20 protein-coding genes are annotated in these 18,776 nt (G+C 48.8%); 17 read left to right on the top strand and 3 right to left on the bottom strand.

All coding sequences use genetic code 11. The features are described from left to right. Nucleotides 1–194: 194 nt before the first annotated feature. From purB to QZ331_RS12545, 9 genes are all read left to right on the top strand, one after another. Complete coding sequence (gene purB, locus QZ331_RS12585; protein WP_294630744.1) at nucleotides 195–1,541, top strand: adenylosuccinate lyase; 1,347 nt, start codon at nucleotides 195–197, stop codon at nucleotides 1,539–1,541. 75 nt (nucleotides 1,542–1,616) lie between these two features. Beyond that, on the top strand, nucleotides 1,617–3,155 hold the full coding sequence (locus QZ331_RS12580; protein ID WP_294630742.1) for a pseudouridine synthase: 1,539 nt from the start codon (nucleotides 1,617–1,619) through the stop codon (nucleotides 3,153–3,155). A gap of 27 nt (nucleotides 3,156–3,182) precedes the next feature. Next, entirely contained in the window at nucleotides 3,183–4,586 is a 1,404-nt protein-coding gene (asnS, locus tag QZ331_RS12575; protein ID WP_294630740.1) for an asparagine--tRNA ligase, read from the top strand. Between the two features lie 140 nt (nucleotides 4,587–4,726). Further along, nucleotides 4,727–5,218 carry a DUF4488 domain-containing protein gene (locus QZ331_RS12570; RefSeq protein WP_294630739.1) on the top strand — a complete coding sequence of 164 codons (492 nt, stop codon included), beginning with the start codon at nucleotides 4,727–4,729 and terminating at the stop codon, nucleotides 5,216–5,218. Between the two features lie 287 nt (nucleotides 5,219–5,505). Further along, nucleotides 5,506–5,967, top strand: a complete 462-nt coding sequence (gene rplM / locus QZ331_RS12565) for a 50S ribosomal protein L13 (protein WP_024987602.1) — start codon at nucleotides 5,506–5,508, stop codon at nucleotides 5,965–5,967. A 6-nt stretch (nucleotides 5,968–5,973) separates the two neighbouring features. Continuing rightward, entirely contained in the window at nucleotides 5,974–6,360 is a 387-nt protein-coding gene (gene rpsI / locus QZ331_RS12560) for a 30S ribosomal protein S9 (RefSeq protein ID WP_021645279.1), read from the top strand. Between the two features lie 119 nt (nucleotides 6,361–6,479). Beyond that, on the top strand, nucleotides 6,480–7,316 hold the full coding sequence (gene rpsB / locus QZ331_RS12555; protein WP_294630734.1) for a 30S ribosomal protein S2: 837 nt from the start codon (nucleotides 6,480–6,482) through the stop codon (nucleotides 7,314–7,316). 142 nt (nucleotides 7,317–7,458) lie between these two features. Then, a complete protein-coding gene (gene tsf / locus QZ331_RS12550; protein WP_294630732.1) occupies nucleotides 7,459–8,451 on the top strand; it encodes a translation elongation factor Ts in 993 nt (330 codons plus the stop codon). A 128-nt stretch (nucleotides 8,452–8,579) separates the two neighbouring features. Next, on the top strand, nucleotides 8,580–10,334 hold the full coding sequence (locus QZ331_RS12545; RefSeq protein WP_294630730.1) for an SGNH/GDSL hydrolase family protein: 1,755 nt from the start codon (nucleotides 8,580–8,582) through the stop codon (nucleotides 10,332–10,334). Nucleotides 10,335–10,357: 23 nt separating this feature from the next. Here the strand turns inward: QZ331_RS12545 and QZ331_RS12540 are convergent, their stop codons facing one another. Continuing rightward, nucleotides 10,358–10,708 carry a translation initiation factor gene (locus tag QZ331_RS12540; protein ID WP_294630728.1) on the bottom strand — a complete coding sequence of 117 codons (351 nt, stop codon included), beginning with the start codon at nucleotides 10,706–10,708 and terminating at the stop codon, nucleotides 10,358–10,360. Between the two features lie 165 nt (nucleotides 10,709–10,873). On the opposite strand from QZ331_RS12540, the gene QZ331_RS12535 reads away from it, so the two are divergent. The 3 genes from QZ331_RS12535 to ispF are packed head-to-tail and all read left to right on the top strand — an operon-like array spanning nucleotide 10,874 to nucleotide 12,670. Further along, the gene (locus QZ331_RS12535) at nucleotides 10,874–11,524 is read left to right on the top strand and encodes a redox-sensing transcriptional repressor Rex (RefSeq protein WP_294630726.1); all 651 of its coding nucleotides are present in this window, start codon (nucleotides 10,874–10,876) and stop codon (nucleotides 11,522–11,524) included. After that, nucleotides 11,524–12,138 (top strand): fumarylacetoacetate hydrolase family protein, encoded by a 615-nt coding sequence (locus QZ331_RS12530; protein ID WP_294630724.1) that lies wholly within the window; start codon nucleotides 11,524–11,526, stop codon nucleotides 12,136–12,138. The genes QZ331_RS12535 and QZ331_RS12530 overlap by 1 nt, the downstream gene beginning before the upstream one ends. A gap of 49 nt (nucleotides 12,139–12,187) precedes the next feature. Then, entirely contained in the window at nucleotides 12,188–12,670 is a 483-nt protein-coding gene (gene ispF / locus QZ331_RS12525; RefSeq protein ID WP_294630722.1) for a 2-C-methyl-D-erythritol 2,4-cyclodiphosphate synthase, read from the top strand. 64 nt (nucleotides 12,671–12,734) lie between these two features. On the opposite strand, the gene QZ331_RS12520 is transcribed toward ispF, so the two are convergent. Next, nucleotides 12,735–13,613, bottom strand: a complete 879-nt coding sequence (locus tag QZ331_RS12520) for a hypothetical protein (protein ID WP_294630720.1) — start codon at nucleotides 13,611–13,613, stop codon at nucleotides 12,735–12,737. Nucleotides 13,614–13,628: 15 nt separating this feature from the next. Further along, the gene (locus QZ331_RS12515; RefSeq protein ID WP_294630718.1) at nucleotides 13,629–13,961 is read right to left on the bottom strand and encodes a hypothetical protein; all 333 of its coding nucleotides are present in this window, start codon (nucleotides 13,959–13,961) and stop codon (nucleotides 13,629–13,631) included. Nucleotides 13,962–14,013: 52 nt separating this feature from the next. Here QZ331_RS12515 and mnmA point away from each other — a divergent pair, with 52 nt between their 5' ends. The 5 genes from mnmA to QZ331_RS12490 form a co-directional block, all read left to right on the top strand. Beyond that, nucleotides 14,014–15,099: a tRNA 2-thiouridine(34) synthase MnmA gene (gene mnmA, locus QZ331_RS12510; protein ID WP_294630716.1), complete on the top strand. Its 1,086-nt coding sequence runs from the start codon at nucleotides 14,014–14,016 to the stop codon at nucleotides 15,097–15,099. A 41-nt stretch (nucleotides 15,100–15,140) separates the two neighbouring features. Continuing rightward, a complete protein-coding gene (locus tag QZ331_RS12505) occupies nucleotides 15,141–16,505 on the top strand; it encodes a S8 family serine peptidase (RefSeq protein ID WP_294630714.1) in 1,365 nt (454 codons plus the stop codon). A 48-nt stretch (nucleotides 16,506–16,553) separates the two neighbouring features. Beyond that, the gene (xseA, locus tag QZ331_RS12500; RefSeq protein ID WP_294630712.1) at nucleotides 16,554–17,789 is read left to right on the top strand and encodes an exodeoxyribonuclease VII large subunit; all 1,236 of its coding nucleotides are present in this window, start codon (nucleotides 16,554–16,556) and stop codon (nucleotides 17,787–17,789) included. 56 nt (nucleotides 17,790–17,845) lie between these two features. Beyond that, complete coding sequence (gene xseB, locus QZ331_RS12495; RefSeq protein WP_294630710.1) at nucleotides 17,846–18,055, top strand: exodeoxyribonuclease VII small subunit; 210 nt, start codon at nucleotides 17,846–17,848, stop codon at nucleotides 18,053–18,055. A 53-nt stretch (nucleotides 18,056–18,108) separates the two neighbouring features. Continuing rightward, nucleotides 18,109–18,776: branched-chain amino acid aminotransferase (locus QZ331_RS12490; protein ID WP_294630708.1), on the top strand; the 668-nt coding region annotated here is incomplete at its 3' end.

Here is an 18,776-nt window from a genome sequence, read left to right as displayed (position 1 = left end):
GAGCATCTGCCTTACAAGCAGAGGGTCGGCGGTTCGAATCCGTCAACGCCCACATCAAATGAGGAGCCTCGTGAAGAAATTCGCGAGGCTTTTTTTTGTTTCTCGCCGCTTTTATGTAAACTTTCTCTTCTCTTTTGGCTTATAACTCAGGAAAAAGAGTTAATTTTGCAGCCTGATAATTATCTAAAAAACGTATGGAACTTGATGTATTGACGGCCATATCTCCGATTGATGGTCGATATAGAGGCAAAACGAAAGCACTTGCAGCTTATTTTTCCGAGTTTGCACTGATAAAATACCGTGTACAGGTAGAAGTGGAATACTTCATCACTTTGTGCGAACTTCCTTTGCCACAACTGAAAGGAGTTGATAGCAGTGTGTTTGAAACTTTACGGAATATCTACCGTAACTTCTCGGAAGCAGACGCGCAGCGCATTAAAGATATCGAAAGTGTGACTAACCACGACGTGAAGGCCGTAGAATACTTCCTGAAAGAAGAATTTGACAAAATGGGCGGAATGGACGACTATAAAGAGTTTATCCACTTCGGTCTCACTTCGCAGGATATCAACAATACGTCTGTTCCTCTTTCTGTCAAGGAAGCGTTGGAACAGGTTTATTATCCGTTGCTTGAAGAACTGATAGCACAACTGAAAGTCTATGCTACGGAGTGGGCAAACATCCCGATGCTTGCCAAAACGCACGGCCAGCCGGCTTCTCCTACCCGTTTGGGTAAAGAGGTGATGGTATTCGTTTACCGTCTCGAGCGTCAGTTGGCGATGTTGAAGGCTTGCCCGATTACTGCCAAGTTCGGCGGTGCGACCGGAAACTACAACGCACATCACGTAGCTTATCCGCAGTACGACTGGAAACAGTTCGGTAACCGCTTCGTTGCAGATAAGTTGGGATTGGAACGCGAAGAATATACCACACAGATTTCTAACTACGATAACCTCTCTGCCGTTTTCGACGCTATGAAGCGTATCAATACCATTATGGTGGATATGAACCGCGACTTCTGGCAGTACATCTCTATGGAGTACTTCAAGCAGAAAATCAAAGCCGGCGAAGTAGGTTCCAGCGCAATGCCCCACAAGGTGAACCCCATTGACTTTGAGAATGCCGAAGGTAACTTGGGTATCGCCACTTCTATCTTGGAACATTTGGCTGTGAAACTCCCGGTGTCCCGTTTGCAACGCGACCTGACCGACTCTACCGTGCTGCGCAACGTAGGCGTGCCGTTCGGCCATATCGTGATTGCTATCCAAAGCTCTTTGAAGGGATTGCGCAAACTGTTGCTTAACGAAACGGCTATCTACCGCGATTTGGATAACTGTTGGAGCGTCGTAGCTGAAGCTATTCAGACCATCTTGCGTCGCGAGGCTTATCCGCATCCGTACGAAGCCTTGAAGGCTCTCACCCGTACCAATCAGGCAATCACAGAAAGCTCTATCAAGGAGTTTATCGAAGGATTGGAAGTGAGCGAAGATATTAAAAAAGAGTTAAGAGCGATTACTCCGCATACTTATACTGGAATGTAATTGTTTACTTATCATATAATAAACGAGTTTTTAATAGGCCGTGAGGCCAAAGTCTAATTTTATTCGAATAAAACAATGAGTATAGAAAACGAAGAATGGCGTGGTAATTCTTTCAATGAAGAGAATTCAGGTGCCGGCCGTGATGGTAACAGAGCTTACAACAGAGAGGGTGGAGACCACCCGTATCGTCCCCGTTTCAACAACGGATTTAACAACGGCGAAGGAAATGACCGTCCGTATCGCCCGCGATTTAATACCAATAATGAAGGAGGAGAACGTTCGTATCGTCCCCGCTTCAACAGCAACAATGAGGGTGGTGAACGCCCGCAACGTCCCCGTTTCAACAACAGCGAAGGCGGCAACTCTTACGGCGACCGTCCCCAGCGTCCTTCTTACAACCGTGAAGGTGGTGACCGCCCGTATCGTCCCCGTTTCAATAACGGCGAAGGTGGTGGCTCTTACGGCGACCGTCCCCAGCGTTCTTCTTACAACCGTGAAGGCGGCGACCGCCCGTATCGTCCCCGTTTCAACAATGGAGAAGGTGGTGGCTCTTATGGCGACCGTCCCCAGCGTCCTTCTTACAACCGTGAAGGTGGCGACCGTCCGTACCGTCCCCGCTTCAACAACGGCGAAGGTAGCAGCTCTTACGGCGACCGTCCCCAGCGTCCTTCTTACAACCGTGAAGGCGGCGACCGTCCGTATCGTCCCCGCTTTAACAACGGCGAAGGTGGTGGCTATCGCAATAATAATAACAACGGTGGTGGCTACCGTCCGCGATTCAATAATAACACCAACGGAGGTTATCGTCCCCGTCCGCGTACCAGTGATTATGATCCGAATGCTAAATATAGCATGAAGAAGCAAATTGAGTACAAAGAACAGTTTATCGACCCGAACGAACCGATTCGTTTGAACAAGTTCCTAGCTAACGCTGGTGTTTGCTCGCGCCGTGAGGCAGACGAGTTTATCACCGCAGGTGTGGTTTCCGTAAACGGTGAGGTAGTGACCGAATTGGGAACAAAAATCAAACGCTCCGATGTGGTGAAGTTCCACGAAGAGCCGGTAAGCATCGAACGTAAGGTGTATGTATTGCTGAATAAACCGAAAGATACTGTTACTACATCAGACGATCCGCAGGAACGCCGCACAGTAATGGATTTGGTGAAAGGCGCTTGCAACGAACGCATTTACCCGGTAGGACGCCTCGACCGCAATACGACCGGTGTATTGTTGCTCACCAATGACGGTGACTTGGCTTCTAAGTTGACTCACCCGAAATTCTTGAAGAAGAAAATCTATCATGTTCATCTGGATAAGAACTTGACGAAAGCCGATATGGAGCAGATTGCAGCCGGTATCCAATTGGAGGACGGTGAAATCCATGCAGACGCCATCAGCTATACGGATGAATTCAAGAAAGACCAGGTAGGTATCGAAATTCACTCCGGCAAGAACCGCATCGTTCGCCGCATTTTCGAATCGCTGGGTTATAAAGTAGTAAAACTCGACCGCGTATTCTTTGCCGGACTCACCAAGAAAGGCTTGCGTCGTGGCGACTGGCGTTACCTGTCGGAAGCAGAAGTAAACTACCTCCGCATGGGTTCGTTTGAATAATATATATATGTATAAAGAATAAGTGAAATGGAAAAGATTGGTAGAACAAAAATCGTTGACTTACTGAAGCGCACGGATATCGGCGCTATGGTCAATGTGAAAGGATGGGTTCGCACCCGCAGAGGTAGCAAACAAGTAAACTTTATCGCACTGAATGACGGTTCTACAATAAATAATTTGCAGGTTGTAGTAGACTTAGCCAATTTTGACGAAGAGATGCTGAAACAGATTACCACCGGCGCTTGTATCAGCGTGAACGGTGAAATGGTGGAATCGGTAGGCTCCGGTCAGAAGGTGGAAGTGCAGGCCCGTGAAATTGAAGTGCTGGGTACTTGCGACAATACATATCCGTTGCAGAAGAAAGGTCACTCTATGGAATTCTTGCGTGAGATTGCTCACTTGCGTCCTCGCACCAATACGTTTGGTGCCGTGTTTCGCATCCGTCACAATATGGCGATTGCTATCCACAAGTTTTTCCATGACAGGGGATTCTTCTATTTCCACACTCCGATTATCACCGCATCGGATTGTGAAGGTGCCGGACAAATGTTCCAAGTGACCACCATGAACCTCTACGACCTGAAGAAAGACGAAAAAGGCTCTATCTCTTACGACAGTGACTTCTTCGGCAAGCAGGCGAGTCTGACTGTATCCGGCCAGTTGGAAGGAGAATTGGCTGCCACTGCTTTGGGGGCTATCTATACTTTCGGTCCTACCTTCCGTGCCGAGAATTCCAACACTCCTCGCCACTTGGCTGAGTTTTGGATGATTGAGCCGGAAGTTGCCTTCAACGACATCACCGACAACATGAACTTGGCGGAAGAATTCATCAAGTATTGTGTGCAATGGGCGTTGGACAACTGTGCGGACGATGTAAAGTTCCTTAACGATATGTTTGATAAGGGATTGATTGAACGTCTGCAAGGCGTATTGAAAGATGATTTCGTACGTTTGTCTTATACAGACGGTATCAAGATTCTTGAAGAGGCTGTTGCAAAAGGTCGTAAGTTTGAATTCCCTGTTTACTGGGGTGTCGACTTGGCTTCCGAACACGAACGCTACCTGGTGGAAGAACACTTCAAGCGTCCGGTTATTCTGACAGACTATCCGAAGGATATCAAGGCATTCTATATGAAGCAGAACGAAGACGGAAAGACCGTACGTGCGATGGATGTCCTTTTCCCGAAAATTGGTGAAATCATCGGAGGTTCCGAACGTGAAGCGGATTACAACAAACTGATGACCCGTATCGAAGAGATGCATATTCCGATGAAGGATATGTGGTGGTATCTCGATACCCGTAAGTTCGGTACTTGTCCTCACTCCGGTTTCGGACTCGGTTTCGAGCGTCTGTTGCTTTTCGTGACAGGTATGTCGAATATCCGTGACGTGATACCGTTCCCGCGTACGCCGAGAAATGCTGATTTCTAATATTTCGGTATATTTATGTAAAACTCGCATAATCTTTTGGTTATGCGAGTTTTTTTATGCTCTTCCTTATTGCTCTCTCGAAATAAATCTTTATATTTGGGGGATACGCATTCAAGAGTGTTAACTAAAATAATACGACAATGAAAAAGCTCTATTTCTTTACCATGCTTTCAATAATGTTGTTGGCGGTAACAGGTGCGATGGCACAAAAGAAAACCAAGTTCAAAGCGGGCGAGTTGAAAGGTATTTGGCAGCTCTGCCATTATGTGTCGGAATCTCCCGATGTCCCGGGAGAATTGAAGCCCAGCAATACATTCAAAGTATTGAGTGATGACGGGAGAATTGTTAATTTTACTGTCATTCCCGGCTCCAACGCGATAATCACCGGATACGGAACGTGGAAACTCTTGACGGATGACTCTTACAAAGAAAGCATCGAAAAGAATATTCACCTTCCGATGTTGGACAATCAGGACAATATTCTCGAATTTGAGATTAAGGATAGGAATTATCTGCATTTAAAATACTTTATCAAGAACGACTTGAACGGACACGAACTCAATTCCTGGTATTACGAGACATGGAAAAGAGTGGAAATGCCTGCCAAGTTTCCGGAAGATATTGTGAGATAAACAGTCGGACACTGAAATGTACACATACGGCACTACGGATTTACAAATCGTAAATACCGAGTGCCGTTGTTTTTTGTCGGAAAGTACCTTGTTATTCAGCCGGATAAAACCAAAAAAAGCAGGAAATAGTTTGCCAATTCAAAGAAAAGCCGTACTTTTGCAAGCCGATTATTATCAAAAAATGATAAGAGATTAATTCATAGCAAGTTAGTTCTCCTTTGTCCGGGGAAAACTAATGAGTGGTGAAGATGAATTTTTAGTAGTAACATTTAAAAAACAAAATTAGAGTGGATACTTTAAGTTACAAGACCATTTCTGCCAACAAAGCAACTGTAACCAAAGAATGGGTTATTGTTGACGCTACAGACCAAACATTGGGTCGTCTGGGAGCAAAAGTTGCAAAATTGTTGAGAGGAAAGTACAAACCGAACTTTACTCCTCACGTAGACTGCGGTGATAACGTTATCATCATCAATGCAGATAAAGTAAAACTGACTGGTAACAAATGGAATGACAGAGTTTATTTGTCATACACAGGCTACCCTGGTGGTCAGAGAGAAATGACTCCTGCCCGTTTGATTGCTAAACCGAACGGCGAAGAGAGATTGCTGAAGAAAGTAGTGAAGGGTATGCTTCCCAAAAACATTCTGGGAGCTAAATTGCTGAACAACTTGTATGTGTACGCAGGTAGCGAACATAAACACGCAGCTCAGAACCCGAAAATGATTGATATTAATTCATATAAATAAGATATAATGGAAGTAGTAAATGCATTAGGCAGACGTAAACGTGCAATCGCACGTATTTTCGTAAGCGAAGGTACAGGAAAGATTACTATTAACAAGAGAGACCTTGCAGAGTACTTTCCATCAACTATTCTTCAGTATGTTGTTAAACAACCGTTGAACAAGTTGGGTGCTGCTGAAAAGTATGACATCAAAGTAAACTTGTGTGGTGGTGGTTTTACCGGTCAGTCTCAGGCTTTGCGCTTAGCTATCGCTCGTGCACTGGTTAAAATCAACGCTGAAGACAAAGCCGCTCTTCGTGCTGAAGGCTTCATGACTCGCGACCCGCGTTCTGTTGAACGTAAGAAACCGGGACAGCCGAAAGCTCGTAGAAGATTCCAGTTCAGCAAGCGTTAATGGATTGCCTGACTGGGGAATATGTTTAGTATCTAAACTACCGGGACTCTTCTTTTGGACTACCCGGCGGTTGGTTTAGAAAAACAAAAAAGAAAGTAAACGATTTAAAGAAAAACAAGATGTCAAGAACAAATTTTGATACATTATTGGAAGCCGGATGCCACTTCGGACACCTTAAAAGAAAGTGGAATCCTGCAATGGCTCCTTATATTTTCATGGAACGCAATGGTATTCACATCATTGACCTCCACAAAACAGTTGTAAAAGTAGACGAAGCTGCTGAAGCTTTGAAACAGATTGCCAAATCAGGCAAGAAAGTTCTTTTTGTTGCTACTAAAAAACAAGCTAAACAAGTTGTAGCTGAGAAAGCTCAATCTGTTAATATGCCTTATGTAATCGAGCGCTGGCCGGGCGGTATGTTGACTAACTTCCCGACTATCCGTAAGGCTGTGAAGAAAATGGCTACTATCGATAAGTTGACTAACGATGGTACTTATTCTAACCTTTCTAAGAGAGAAATTCTTCAAATCTCTCGTCAACGTGCAAAATTGGACAAGACTTTGGGCTCTATCGCTGACTTAACTCGTCTGCCGTCTGCATTGTTCGTTATCGACGTAATGAAAGAAAATATCGCAGTTCGCGAAGCTAACCGTTTGGGTATTCCTGTATTCGGTATCGTTGATACAAACTCTGATCCCTCAAACGTAGATTTCGTAATTCCTGCTAATGATGACGCTACTAAATCTGTAGAAGTTATCTTGGATGCTTGTTGTGCTGCTATGATCGAAGGCTTGGAAGAAAGAAAAGCTGAAAAGATTGATATGGAAGCTGCCGGTGAAGCTCCTGCTAACAAAGGCAAGAAAAAATCTGTAAAAGCAAGACTCGACAAGTCTGACGAAGAAGCTATCAACGCAGCTAAAGCTGCTGCTTTCATCAAGGAAGACGAAGAGGCTTAAATCTATAAGTAGTCAAGGAGTAAGTAGTTAAGTAGTAGGTATAAGATACTACTGCTTTTGTAGCCAACATTTCTACTTGACTACTTAACTACTTATTACTTGACTACTTTTTTTATTATAAACGATTAAAATATAAAATATTATGGCTGTAAGTATGGCTGATATTACCAAGCTGCGTAAAATGACCGGAGCTGGTATGATGGATTGCAAAAACGCATTGACCGAAGCAGAAGGCGATTTCGACAAGGCAATGGAAATTATCCGTAAGAAAGGACAGGCTGTTGCTGCTAAGCGTTCGGAACGTGAAGCCTCTGAAGGTTGCGTTTTGGCTAAGACTACCGGTGACCGCGCTGTTATCGTTGCTTTGAAGTGTGAAACTGACTTTGTTGCTCAGAACGCTGATTTTGTAAAACTGACTCAAGATATTCTTGACCTTGCCGTAGCTAACAAATGCGCTACTTTGGACGAAGTAAAAGCATTACCGATGGGTAACGGTACTGTACAAGATGCTGTAACCGACCGTAGCGGTATCACAGGTGAAAAGATGGAACTTGACGGTTATATGACTGTAGAGGGTGTGAGCACTACTGTTTACAACCACATGAACAGAAACGGTCTTTGCACCATCGTTGCTTTCAACAAGGAAGTAAACGAACAGTTGGCTAAGCAAATAGCTATGCAGATTGCTGCCATGAACCCGATTGCTATCGACGAAGACGGTGTTTCTGAAGAAGTAAAACAGAAAGAAATTGAAGTTGCTATCGAAAAGACAAAAGCTGAACAGGTACAGAAAGCTGTAGAAGCTGCTTTGAAGAAAGCTAACATCAACCCGGCTCACGTAGACAGCGAAGACCACATGGAAAGCAACATGGCTAAAGGCTGGATTACGGCTGAAGACGTAGCTAAAGCAAAAGAAATCATTGCTACTGTTTCTGCTGAAAAAGCTGCAAACCTGCCCGAACAAATGATTCAGAACATTGCTAAAGGTCGTCTGGGTAAATTCTTGAAAGAAGTTTGCTTGCTGAACCAGGAAGACATCATGGATGGCAAGAAGACTGTAAGAGAAGTATTGGCTGCTGCTGATCCTGAACTGAAGATTGTAGACTTCAAGCGTTTCACTTTGAAAGCTGAATAATAGTCGGTCTGACAATAACGAATATAGAAACCGTTTTGAATTTATTTCAAGACGGTTTTTTTGTTTCCTTTTTTGCATTATCAAGTTTTTCTTGATAACTTGCCATCGTATTCTTAATAACTAATAGTATGAAGTGTAGATTGTTTTCATTATGTGCGTGTTTATTGATTGCGGTTGCTCACTGCCTGAATTTGTGTGCGCAGACCCGCTGGTATAATCCTTTGGAAGACGCATCGTTGCCCCTGCATGGAAGAGGGTGGAATGCTGAAATCGGCAAGGCGTATGCCCGCTTGCCTTTACGGGCAAAAGAGACGGTTCCCTTGTCGGTATGGAATATCTCGCGGCAGAGTCCCGGACTGTATGTGAAGTTTCATACCAATGCGACCGATATCCGGGTGAAGTATAAAGTAAGTGGCGGATTGGCTATGGTTCATATGCCTGCAACCGGCGTCAGTGGGGTAGACCTCTATACGACGGATGCCGACGGAAACCAGTATTGGTGTGCCGGACGGTATCATTTCAGCGATACGATAAATTATCACTATGAGCATCTGACCTATCGCAATTCACACCACAGAGGAAATGAATATTGCCTGTATCTTCCTTTATATAATAAGGTGGAATATTTGGAAATCGGCGTGCCTGCCGGATGCAGGTTCGATTTTGTACCTGCATCGTTGGAGAAGCCGGTTGTGGTGTATGGCACTTCCATTGTGCAGGGAGCTTGTGCTTCGCGTCCCGGTATGGCGTGGACTAACATTGTGCAGCGTAAGTTAGATACGCCCGTTGTCAATTTAGGATTTTCGGGAAGCGGGCAGTTGGAGGAGGAGATGATTGCATTCATTGCCGAACTGGATGCCTCTTTGTTTGTGATAGATTGTATGCCCAATATGACAGACGAACGGACATCGCTCATCAAGGAGCGGACGGAGAAGGCAGTCCGGTTGATAAGAAGCAAAAGCCAGGCACCTATATTATTGGTGGAACACGACGGTTACATGGGATATAAGTCGTCCGCTAAGAAGGCAGAAGTATTTATGGCTGCCAATAAAGAGTTGCAGGCTGCATATCAGTCGTTGAAAGACGAGGTGAAGGGATTGCATTACATGACCTTCGAAGAGCAGGGATTGAGCATGGACAGCCAGGTAGACGGAGTACACGCTACGGATTTGGGTATGCAGCAATATGCAGATGCATATACCCGAAAGATAAAAGACATTCTCTATCCGGAGATAGATTCGTTGCTTTTCAAGCCATGCAGGCAATATCGGGATGCCAATGTCTACCAATGGGATACACGTCATGAAGAAGTATTGAAATACAATGCGGAACATCAGCCCGAGATTGTAATGACGGGAAACTCCATCACTCATTATTGGGGTGGCCTGCCGTTGGAGAAAATCAGCAGAGCGGACGATGTATGGCAAAAACTTTTCAAGGGACGGAAGGCAGTGAATATGGGATTCGGATGGGACAAACTTGAAAATATAACCTGGCGCATAGTCCACGGCGAGTTGGACGGTTTCAGTGCCAAGAAGATTTTCATGATGTTGGGCACCAATAATCTGTTGCAGAACTCCAACCAGGAGATAGTCACGGGAATCACTCAGATTGTGAAGTTGGTGAAGAGCAAGCAGCCGGATGCGCAGTTGTATGTGGTGAAGATTCTGCCCCGGCGCGGTTTTGAGTCCCGGCTTGCCGAGCTGAATCACCTGTTGTCTACCCGTTTGTCGGGCGAAGCAAGCGTCGAAGTGCTGGATTTCTCTTCCCTTTTGCAGAGCGGCGACGGCAAGTTGAAAGAAGAACTGTTTTCAGACGGGTTGCATCCCAACCGCAAAGGCTACGAAGTGATAGCCAAGAAATTGTCCCGCTACTTGAAGTAGCGGTATGCGTGGGCGGTTCATGCTCAACCGCCCACGCCTTTTGTTTTGACATATCCCTCCTTGACGAGCAGTTCGATAATCTTATTCTTGAAGTCGCCCTGTACGATGATTTCGCCCTCCTTCGCCGAACCTCCTACGCCACATTTGCTTTTCAGCAGTTTGCCGAGTTCTTTCAGGTCATCTTCCGTACCGATGAATCCGGTAATTAATGTTACCACTTTCCCGCCCCGGTTCTTTCTGTCGATGGAAACTCTCAGGTTTTGTCTGGCTTTGTCGAGAGTGAGTTGTTCTTCCTCCTCCTCCGTCTCATAGCCGAAGTCAGGATTGGTGGAATACACGATATTCAGTCTCTCTTTCCAATCATTCTTTTTCATATCCTTCCTATTTATTTCTTTTCAAAAGTATCAAACTTATGTAAAAGAGCAAAATTTGTACCACATTTCCTGGTTTTGTTTAATCTCTATTAAGGTTTTGCACGATACGGTTGTCAGTCTCAAAAAATGATGTACTTTTGCAAAATACCAAATTTTGTAAGAAGTATGAGCACATCTGTACGAAAAGAGGCGGATAAAGTGCCGGAGCCTACCTTGCGCAGACTTCCCTGGTATCTGTCCAATATAAAACTGATGAAAGAGAAAGGAGAGGAATACGTCTCTTCTACGCAAATCTCCAAAGAAATAAATATTGACGCTTCGCAAATCGCCAAAGATTTATCGTATGTTAATATTTCGGGGCGCACAAGAGTCGGTTACAACATCGACGCGCTGATTGAGGTGTTGGAGAGCTTTCTTGGATTTACCCGGATGCACAAGGCCTTTTTGTTTGGTGTAGGAAGTTTGGGCGGCGCCCTGCTTCGCGATTCGGGTTTGCAGCATTTCGGGCTGGAGATTGTGGCGGCTTTCGATGTCAATCCGGACTTGGTGGGGAGGGATTTCGACGGAATACCTATTTTCCATACCAATGATTTTGAAGCCAAGATGAAAGAATACGAAGTGAACATCGGTGTACTGACGGTGCCTATCAATATTGCTCAGGAGATTACAAACAAGATGGTAGACGGTGGAATAAAAGCAATATGGAACTTTACCCCTTTCCGCATTCGCGTGCCAGAGCACATTGTCGTGCAGAACACTTCTTTGTATGCCCACTTAGCAGTAATGTTTAACCGATTGAATTTTAACGAGAAATAATGAAGATAATTGCAGTAGGAATGAACTACGCCCTGCATAACGAAGAGTTAGGGCACACACAGGCAAGTGCAGAACCAGTCATTTTCATGAAGCCGGATTCTGCTATTCTCAAAGATGGCAAACCCTTTTTCATTCCCGACTTTTCCAACGAGATACATTATGAAACCGAACTGGTAGTCCGTATCAGCCGGTTGGGGAAGAACATCGCCCCCCGTTTTGCCTGCCGCTATTACGACGCGGTGACGGTAGGCATCGACTTCACCGCCCGCGACCTTCAGCGCAACTTCCGCGCCCAGGGAAATCCCTGGGAACTGTGCAAGGGATTCGATTCGTCGGCCGCTATCGGAGAGTTCGTTTCCGTCGACCGCTACCGGGATGTTCAAAACCTGAACTTCAGCCTGTCGGTCGACGGCAAGGAGGTGCAGCAGGGATGTACGGCGGAAATGCTTTTCAAGATAGACGATATCATCGCCTACGTCAGCCGTTTTGTGACGCTCAAAATCGGTGATTTACTGTTTACCGGCACCCCTGTCGGTGTCGGTCCCGTCAGTATAGGGCAGCATTTGCAAGGCTATCTGGAAGGAGAGAAACTGCTGGACTTCCATATCCGTTGATTCATTCTCCTTCCCGACTTTATCAATACCCGATTTATTTAGACAGATTATGAAGATAAGAGTAGGTTTTGGCTTCGACGTACACCAGTTGGTCGAAGGACGCGAACTGTGGCTCGGCGGTATTCTTTTGGAACATACGAAAGGATTGTTGGGCCACTCGGATGCCGACGTATTGCTGCACGCCGTTTGCGACGCTTTGTTGGGAGCGGCCAATATGCGCGACATCGGCTATCATTTCCCCGACACGGCGGTAGAGTTTAAGAATATCGACAGCAAGATTCTGCTGCAAAAGACGGTAGAGTTGATTGCCACCAAAGGATATAAAGTAGGCAATGTCGACGCTACCATCTGCGCCGAGCGTCCGAAGCTCAAAGCACACATCCCTCTGATGCAGCAGACGATGGCGGCGGTCATGGGAGTGGACGCCGACGATGTATCCATCAAAGCGACCACCACCGAGAAGCTCGGCTTTACGGGTCGCGAAGAAGGAATTTCAGCGTATGCGACCGTACTGATAGAGAAACATGACTAACCCTCCGGACAACCAACTTCCGGCGCACATCGGATGCACATTCGATGCGGCCGTCCCCGTTTCCTCACGAACGATTGGTAGAAGCGTTGAGCCTGGCGAGCTTCACATGGCTGAGGCGCGTATATTTTGAACCGTAGCTTTCGTACCGGCGCGCCACTTTTGCCGATGCGACGTAGATAATCTCTCCCGGCCGGTATTCATGCTCCATCCCTGACAGGGTGCATGAAGCCGCGCTGGGATTTTTTGCGGCGATACTCGCCACGGCGAGATTTCCGCTTGCGTCGGTCAGCGTGAGTATCTGCCTGACAAAGAATTGCGGCGTAGTCCCCTTTACCCTTGTTTTGTACGGGTCGTCTTCCAGCCTCACGCGGGTCACTTTCAGTTTCAGGTCTTCCAGCCGCTCGCCCGGCTCCCCCAAGTACCGGCTCGACGCGTGTTGCTCGCTGGCCTTTCGCTGCATCATGTCCAGGTGTACGGAATGGTACGCCTGCGCTATCCGCACGAAGCGTTCCTGCTTCGGAATCTTCGGCGTGAACTTATAGGCTATCCAGCTCAGGTAAGCCGGGTCTATCTTCAGAATTTCGTGCAGGAAGTGCCCCCGGTACTTTCCGAAGAAGATAAGGTCGTCGCCGTTGCTCTGCATTCTTTTCTCGTTGTAATCCATGAGGATGAGGCAGCGCCTCGAATAATAAAACTGAGTGCTTGCCATCCGGAGCGATTCGTTGATGTCTGCCGACAGCTCGTCTATATAAAGAATGGATTGTCTTTCGGGCAGGGGAGAGTAGAGCCAGAGGGAATAGTTGGGCTTCCCCGGACGTGGCGTTACCACCAAATACACCCCCGCCTCTTTGAAAGAGGCTCTGCCCCGGTTGTATTCGTTCAGTTTGGCATACAATAAGGCCTGTTCGCTTCCGGAAATTCCCGGCAATATAGGGTTAGCCATAATTGTTCTTGCTTTTTATGTCTCCCAAATATAGGCAATTCTATCCGGAAAAGCAACTTTTGGGCCGCTAAAAAACACGTTACGGCCCGACAGCCCTGTTTTTCCCGCTCCGGCAATGGGACGGAAGGGGCGTAAGAAGCCTATGTACCGGCCGCAAACAAGCAATCGGGCAACGGCCGACTCCCGTTGTCCGACAAGCCGACCCGGGTTGTCCTTTCGGCCGACTGGAGTTGACCGAACAGCCGACTCCAGTCGGCCGTTGCCGAAAAAGCCCGTTCGCTCCCCTGAGAAAGCATCCTGAGCCTGCCGCGACAGAATATCCCGTACCTTTCTCGGCAATAAATTCATTTTCTTCAAAGAATCTCTTACCTTTGCATCCTTAAATAATTGCAGAATTCGGATGAAAGAACGGAATAAAAGAGTATTGGTCGGCATGAGCGGCGGTATCGACAGCACTGCCACTTGCCTGATGTTGCAGGAGCGGGGATACGAAATAGTAGGAGTGACCATGCGCGTGTGGGGCGACGAGCCGCACGAAGCGAAGGAACTGGCAGCACGGATGGGCATCGAACATTACGTGGCCGACGAGCGCATCCCTTTCAAAGAGACGGTGGTCAGGAACTTCATCGACGAATACAAGCAGGGACGCACGCCCAATCCGTGTGTCATGTGCAATCCGCTCTTCAAGTTCCGCATTCTCACCGAGTGGGCGGATAAGCTGGACTGCGCCTGGATTGCCACCGGACACTATTCGCGCCTTGAAGAGAAGAACGGGCACATTTACATCGTGGCAGGCGACGACGACAAGAAAGACCAGTCCTATTTCCTCTGGAGGCTGGGGCAGGACGTGCTGCGGCGCTGCATCTTTCCTTTGGGCGACTACACGAAGCTCAAAGTGCGCGAATACCTTGCCGGAAAAGGCTACGAGGCAAAGTCGAAAGAGGGCGAAAGCATGGAAGTGTGCTTCATCAAGGGCGACTACCGCGACTTCCTCCGCGAGCAGTGTCCCCAACTCGACAGCGAGATAGGTCCGGGATGGTTTGTCAATTCGCAAGGGGTGAAGCTGGGGCAGCACAAAGGAGCGCCCTACTACACCATCGGCCAGCGCAAAGGCCTGGAGATTGCATTGGGCAAACCCGCCTATGTACTGAAAATCAATCCGCAGAAGAACACAGTAATGCTTGGCGACGCCGAACAATTGCAAACCCGCTATATGCTTGCCGAGCAAGACCGGATTCTCGACGAGCAGGAACTCTTCCGGTGCGAGCATCTCGCCGTGCGGATACGCTACCGCAGCCGCCCGCTTCCCTGCCGGGTGAAGCGGCTGGACGACGGTCGGTTGCTGGTGCATTTCCTGGAGACGGCTTCAGCAGTCGCCCCCGGACAATCGGCCGTGTTCTACGACGGAAAACGCGTATTGGGAGGAGCCTTCATCGCTTCGCAGCGCGGCGTGGGACTGGTAATCCTGGAGAACGGCGGCGAATGAATCCCGCCTCCTCAACTTAACGGACAGAAACATCAACACATATGAAGAAACTAATTACATCCATTTGCTTTGCCGCCGCCGCTCTCGGCGTGTCGGCCCAATTCGCACCGGGCGACAGTTTGAAATACCGCATCAGTCTCAGAGACAAAGCCGCCACGGAGTACTCCTTGCAGAAGCCTGAACGGTACCTGTCTGCCAAATCCATCGAACGCCGGAAAAGGCAGGGGCTGGCAATCGACTCGACCGACCTGCCCGTGTGCCGGAAATATGTAGATGCGATACGCAATACGGGCGTCCGCGTGCTTGTCACCGGAAAGTGGGACAACTTCGTCACCGTCTCCTGCAACGACGCGAAGCTCATCGACGAAGTTGCCAAGCTCTCCTTCGTACGTTCCACGGAGAGAGTATGGAAAGGCCGTGAGCAACAAAGCCACCGCAGGGATTCGCTCATCAACCGTCCTCTGCGCTCCGACAGCCTTTACGGCCCTGCCGCCCGTCAGATAAAGATGAGCCGTGCCGACCTTCTACACCAGGCAGGCTTCAAAGGGCAGGGAATGACGATTGCCGTCATCGATGCCGGATTCCACAACGTAGACAAGATAGAGGCGATGGAGAACATCCGTATCCTCGGCACGCGCGATTTCGTGAACCCCGAATCGGACATCTATGCCGAGAATAGCCACGGTATGGCCGTTCTCTCCTGCATGGCGATGAACCGCCCCCATGTGATGGTGGGCACGGCGCCCGAAGCATCCTACTGGCTGTTGCGCAGCGAGGACGCGTATTCCGAGAATCTGATCGAACAGGATTATTGGTCGGCGGCAATCGAGTTTGCCGACAGCGTAGGAGTCGACTTAGTGAATACGTCGCTTGGCTATTATTCGTTCGACGACCCCACCAAGGACTATCGTTACCGCGATCTCAACGGACGCTATGCGCTCATGTCGCGCCAGGCTTCGCAGGTTGCCGCCAAAGGGATAGTGCTCGTTTGTAGCGCCGGCAACTCGGGAGCGGGAACCTGGAAGAAGATAACCCCTCCGGGCGACGCCGACAACGTCCTCACCGTAGGCGCTATCGATAAAAACGGAGTGCTCGCCCCCTTCTCTTCCATCGGAAACACGGCAGACGGACGCGTGAAACCGGATGTGGTAGCCGTAGGACTCGGCTCGGACGTGATGGGAACCGACGGCAACCTCAGCCGTGCCAACGGTACTTCTTTCTCCTCGCCAATCATGTGTGGTATGGTGGCGTGCCTGTGGCAAGCCTGTCCCAAGCTGACGGCGAAGGAGATTGTCGAACTGGTGCGCCGCTCGGGCGACAGGGCGGACTTCCCGGACAATATCTACGGATACGGTATCCCCGACCTGTGGAAAGCGTACCGGACAGCCAACGGACTCAATGACTAACCGTCCGCCGGAAAGACATTACCCTTGTACGAATCACACCCACACGTTATGGATTCCTCCCTTTCCCTTTTAGAACTGAACGCGCTTGTACGCCGCAGCCTGGAGCAATGCCTCCCCGGCGAGTATTGGATACAGGCGGAGCTGAGCGATGTGCGTTCCAACACAACGGGACATTGCTACCTCGAGTTTGTGCAGAAAGACCCGCGCAGCAACAATCTCGTAGCCAAAGCGCGCGGTATGGTTTGGAGCAACATCTACCGCCTGCTCAAGCCCTACTTCGAGGAGGCAACCGGACAGATGTTTGCTTCCGGCCTCAAAGTGCTGGTGAAAGTGACGGTCCAGTTTCACGAACTGTACGGCTACACGCTCACCGTGCTCGATATCGACCCCACTTACACATTGGGCGATATGGCACGCCGGCGGCGGGAGATACTGTTGCAGTTGGAAGAAGAGGGCGTACTGACGCTGAACAAGGAACTGATGATGCCTTTGCTTCCGCAGCGCATCGCCGTTGTCTCTTCCGCCACGGCTGCCGGATACGGCGACTTCTGCCATCAGTTGCGGCACAATGCCGGAGGATTCTTCTTCTATACGGAACTCTTCCCCGCACTGATGCAGGGCAACCAGGTTGAAGAATCCGTCTTGGCAGCCTTAGACCGCATCAACGCCCGGGCAGATGAGTTCGATGTAGTCGTCATTATCCGCGGTGGCGGCGCTACCTCCGACTTGTCCGGCTTCGACACCTATCTGTTGGCGGCCGCCTGTGCACAGTTCCCGTTGCCCGTCATCACCGGAATCGGTCACGAGCGCGACGATACCATCCTCGACTCCGTGGCGCATACCCGCGTGAAGACTCCCACGGCGGCTGCCGAACTGCTGATTCGGCAAGTCGCGGAAGCCGCCGACCGCCTTGAAGAGCTCTCCGCCCGTCTCTGGCAGGGCGTTGGCGCCACACTCGAACAGGAGTGGCGGCGGCTGGAGATGCTCCGCACCCGCATCCCCAACCTTGTACACCGGCAACTTGCCGACGCACGCTTTGCCTTGTTGTCGGCCGAGAAAGACCTGACACAAGCCGCAACGGCACTCTTGGCACGGCAGCGCCATCGGCTGGAACTCTTCCGGCAACGCATCGCCGATGCTTCGCCCGACAGGTTGCTGAGCCGTGGATACAGCATCACCCTGAAGGACGGAAAGGCAGTCACAGACCCTTCTCTGCTAAGGCAGGGAGACAAGCTGGTCACCCGCTTCTCGAAAGGAGAAGTGCAATCGGTGGTGGAGAAGTAAGCCTCCGCCCGCTTTCATAGCAATCACGAATCATTCACCCTTAATCATTCACCTACGTGGCAACAAAAAAAGAAACCTACCGGGAAGCGATGGAACGGCTCGAAACAATCGTTCGTCAGATAGACAACAACGAACTCGACATCGACCTGCTGAGCGAGAAAATAAAGGAAGCCAATAAGATAATCGCTTTCTGCACCGAAAAACTGACGAAAGCCGACCGGGAAACCGAAAAATTATTGAAGGAAAGGCGGCAATCTGAAGAATAAAAGTTATTTTTGCGAATCAAAACTTAAGGAAATACAAACTAATATACTACAATATGAAAGAAATAGATTGGGCAAATCTGTCTTTTGGATATATGAAGACCGATTATAATGTACGAATCAATTTCCGTAACGGAGCATGGGGAGAATTGGAAGTCAGCAGTGACGAGCATCTGAATCTGCATATGGCAGCTACGTGCCTGCACTACGGACAGGAAGCCTTCGAAGGGCTGAAAGCCTTCCGTGGCAAAGACGGCAAAGTGCGCATCTTCCGCCTCGAAGAGAATGCGGCCCGCCTGCAATCCACCTGCCAGGGAATACTTATGGCCGAACTCCCGACCGAACGCTTCAAAGAGGCCATTCTGAAAGTGGTGAAACTGAACGAACGCTTTATTCCGCCCTACGAAACAGGCGCTTCCCTCTACATCCGCCCGTTGCTCATCGGTACAGGGGCGCAGGTAGGCGTGCATCCGGCGGATGAATATATGTTTGTGGTATTTGTGACTCCGGTAGGGCCGTACTTCAAAGGCGGTTTTTCTACCAATCCGTATGTTATCATCCGCGAGTTCGACCGTGCCGCTCCGCACGGAACGGGCATTTATAAGGTGGGTGGCAACTACGCCGCAAGTCTTCGTGCCAACAAGAAAGCGCACGACTTGGGATACTCCTGCGAGTTCTATCTCGATGCAAAGGAGAAGAAATACATCGACGAATGCGGCGCTGC

The organism is uncultured Bacteroides sp. (assembly GCF_910586915.1).
Classification (GTDB): Bacteria; Bacteroidota; Bacteroidia; order Bacteroidales; family Bacteroidaceae; genus Bacteroides.
Note: the sequence above shows the minus strand (reverse complement) of the source record. Positions and strands in the feature narration are given on the sequence as shown.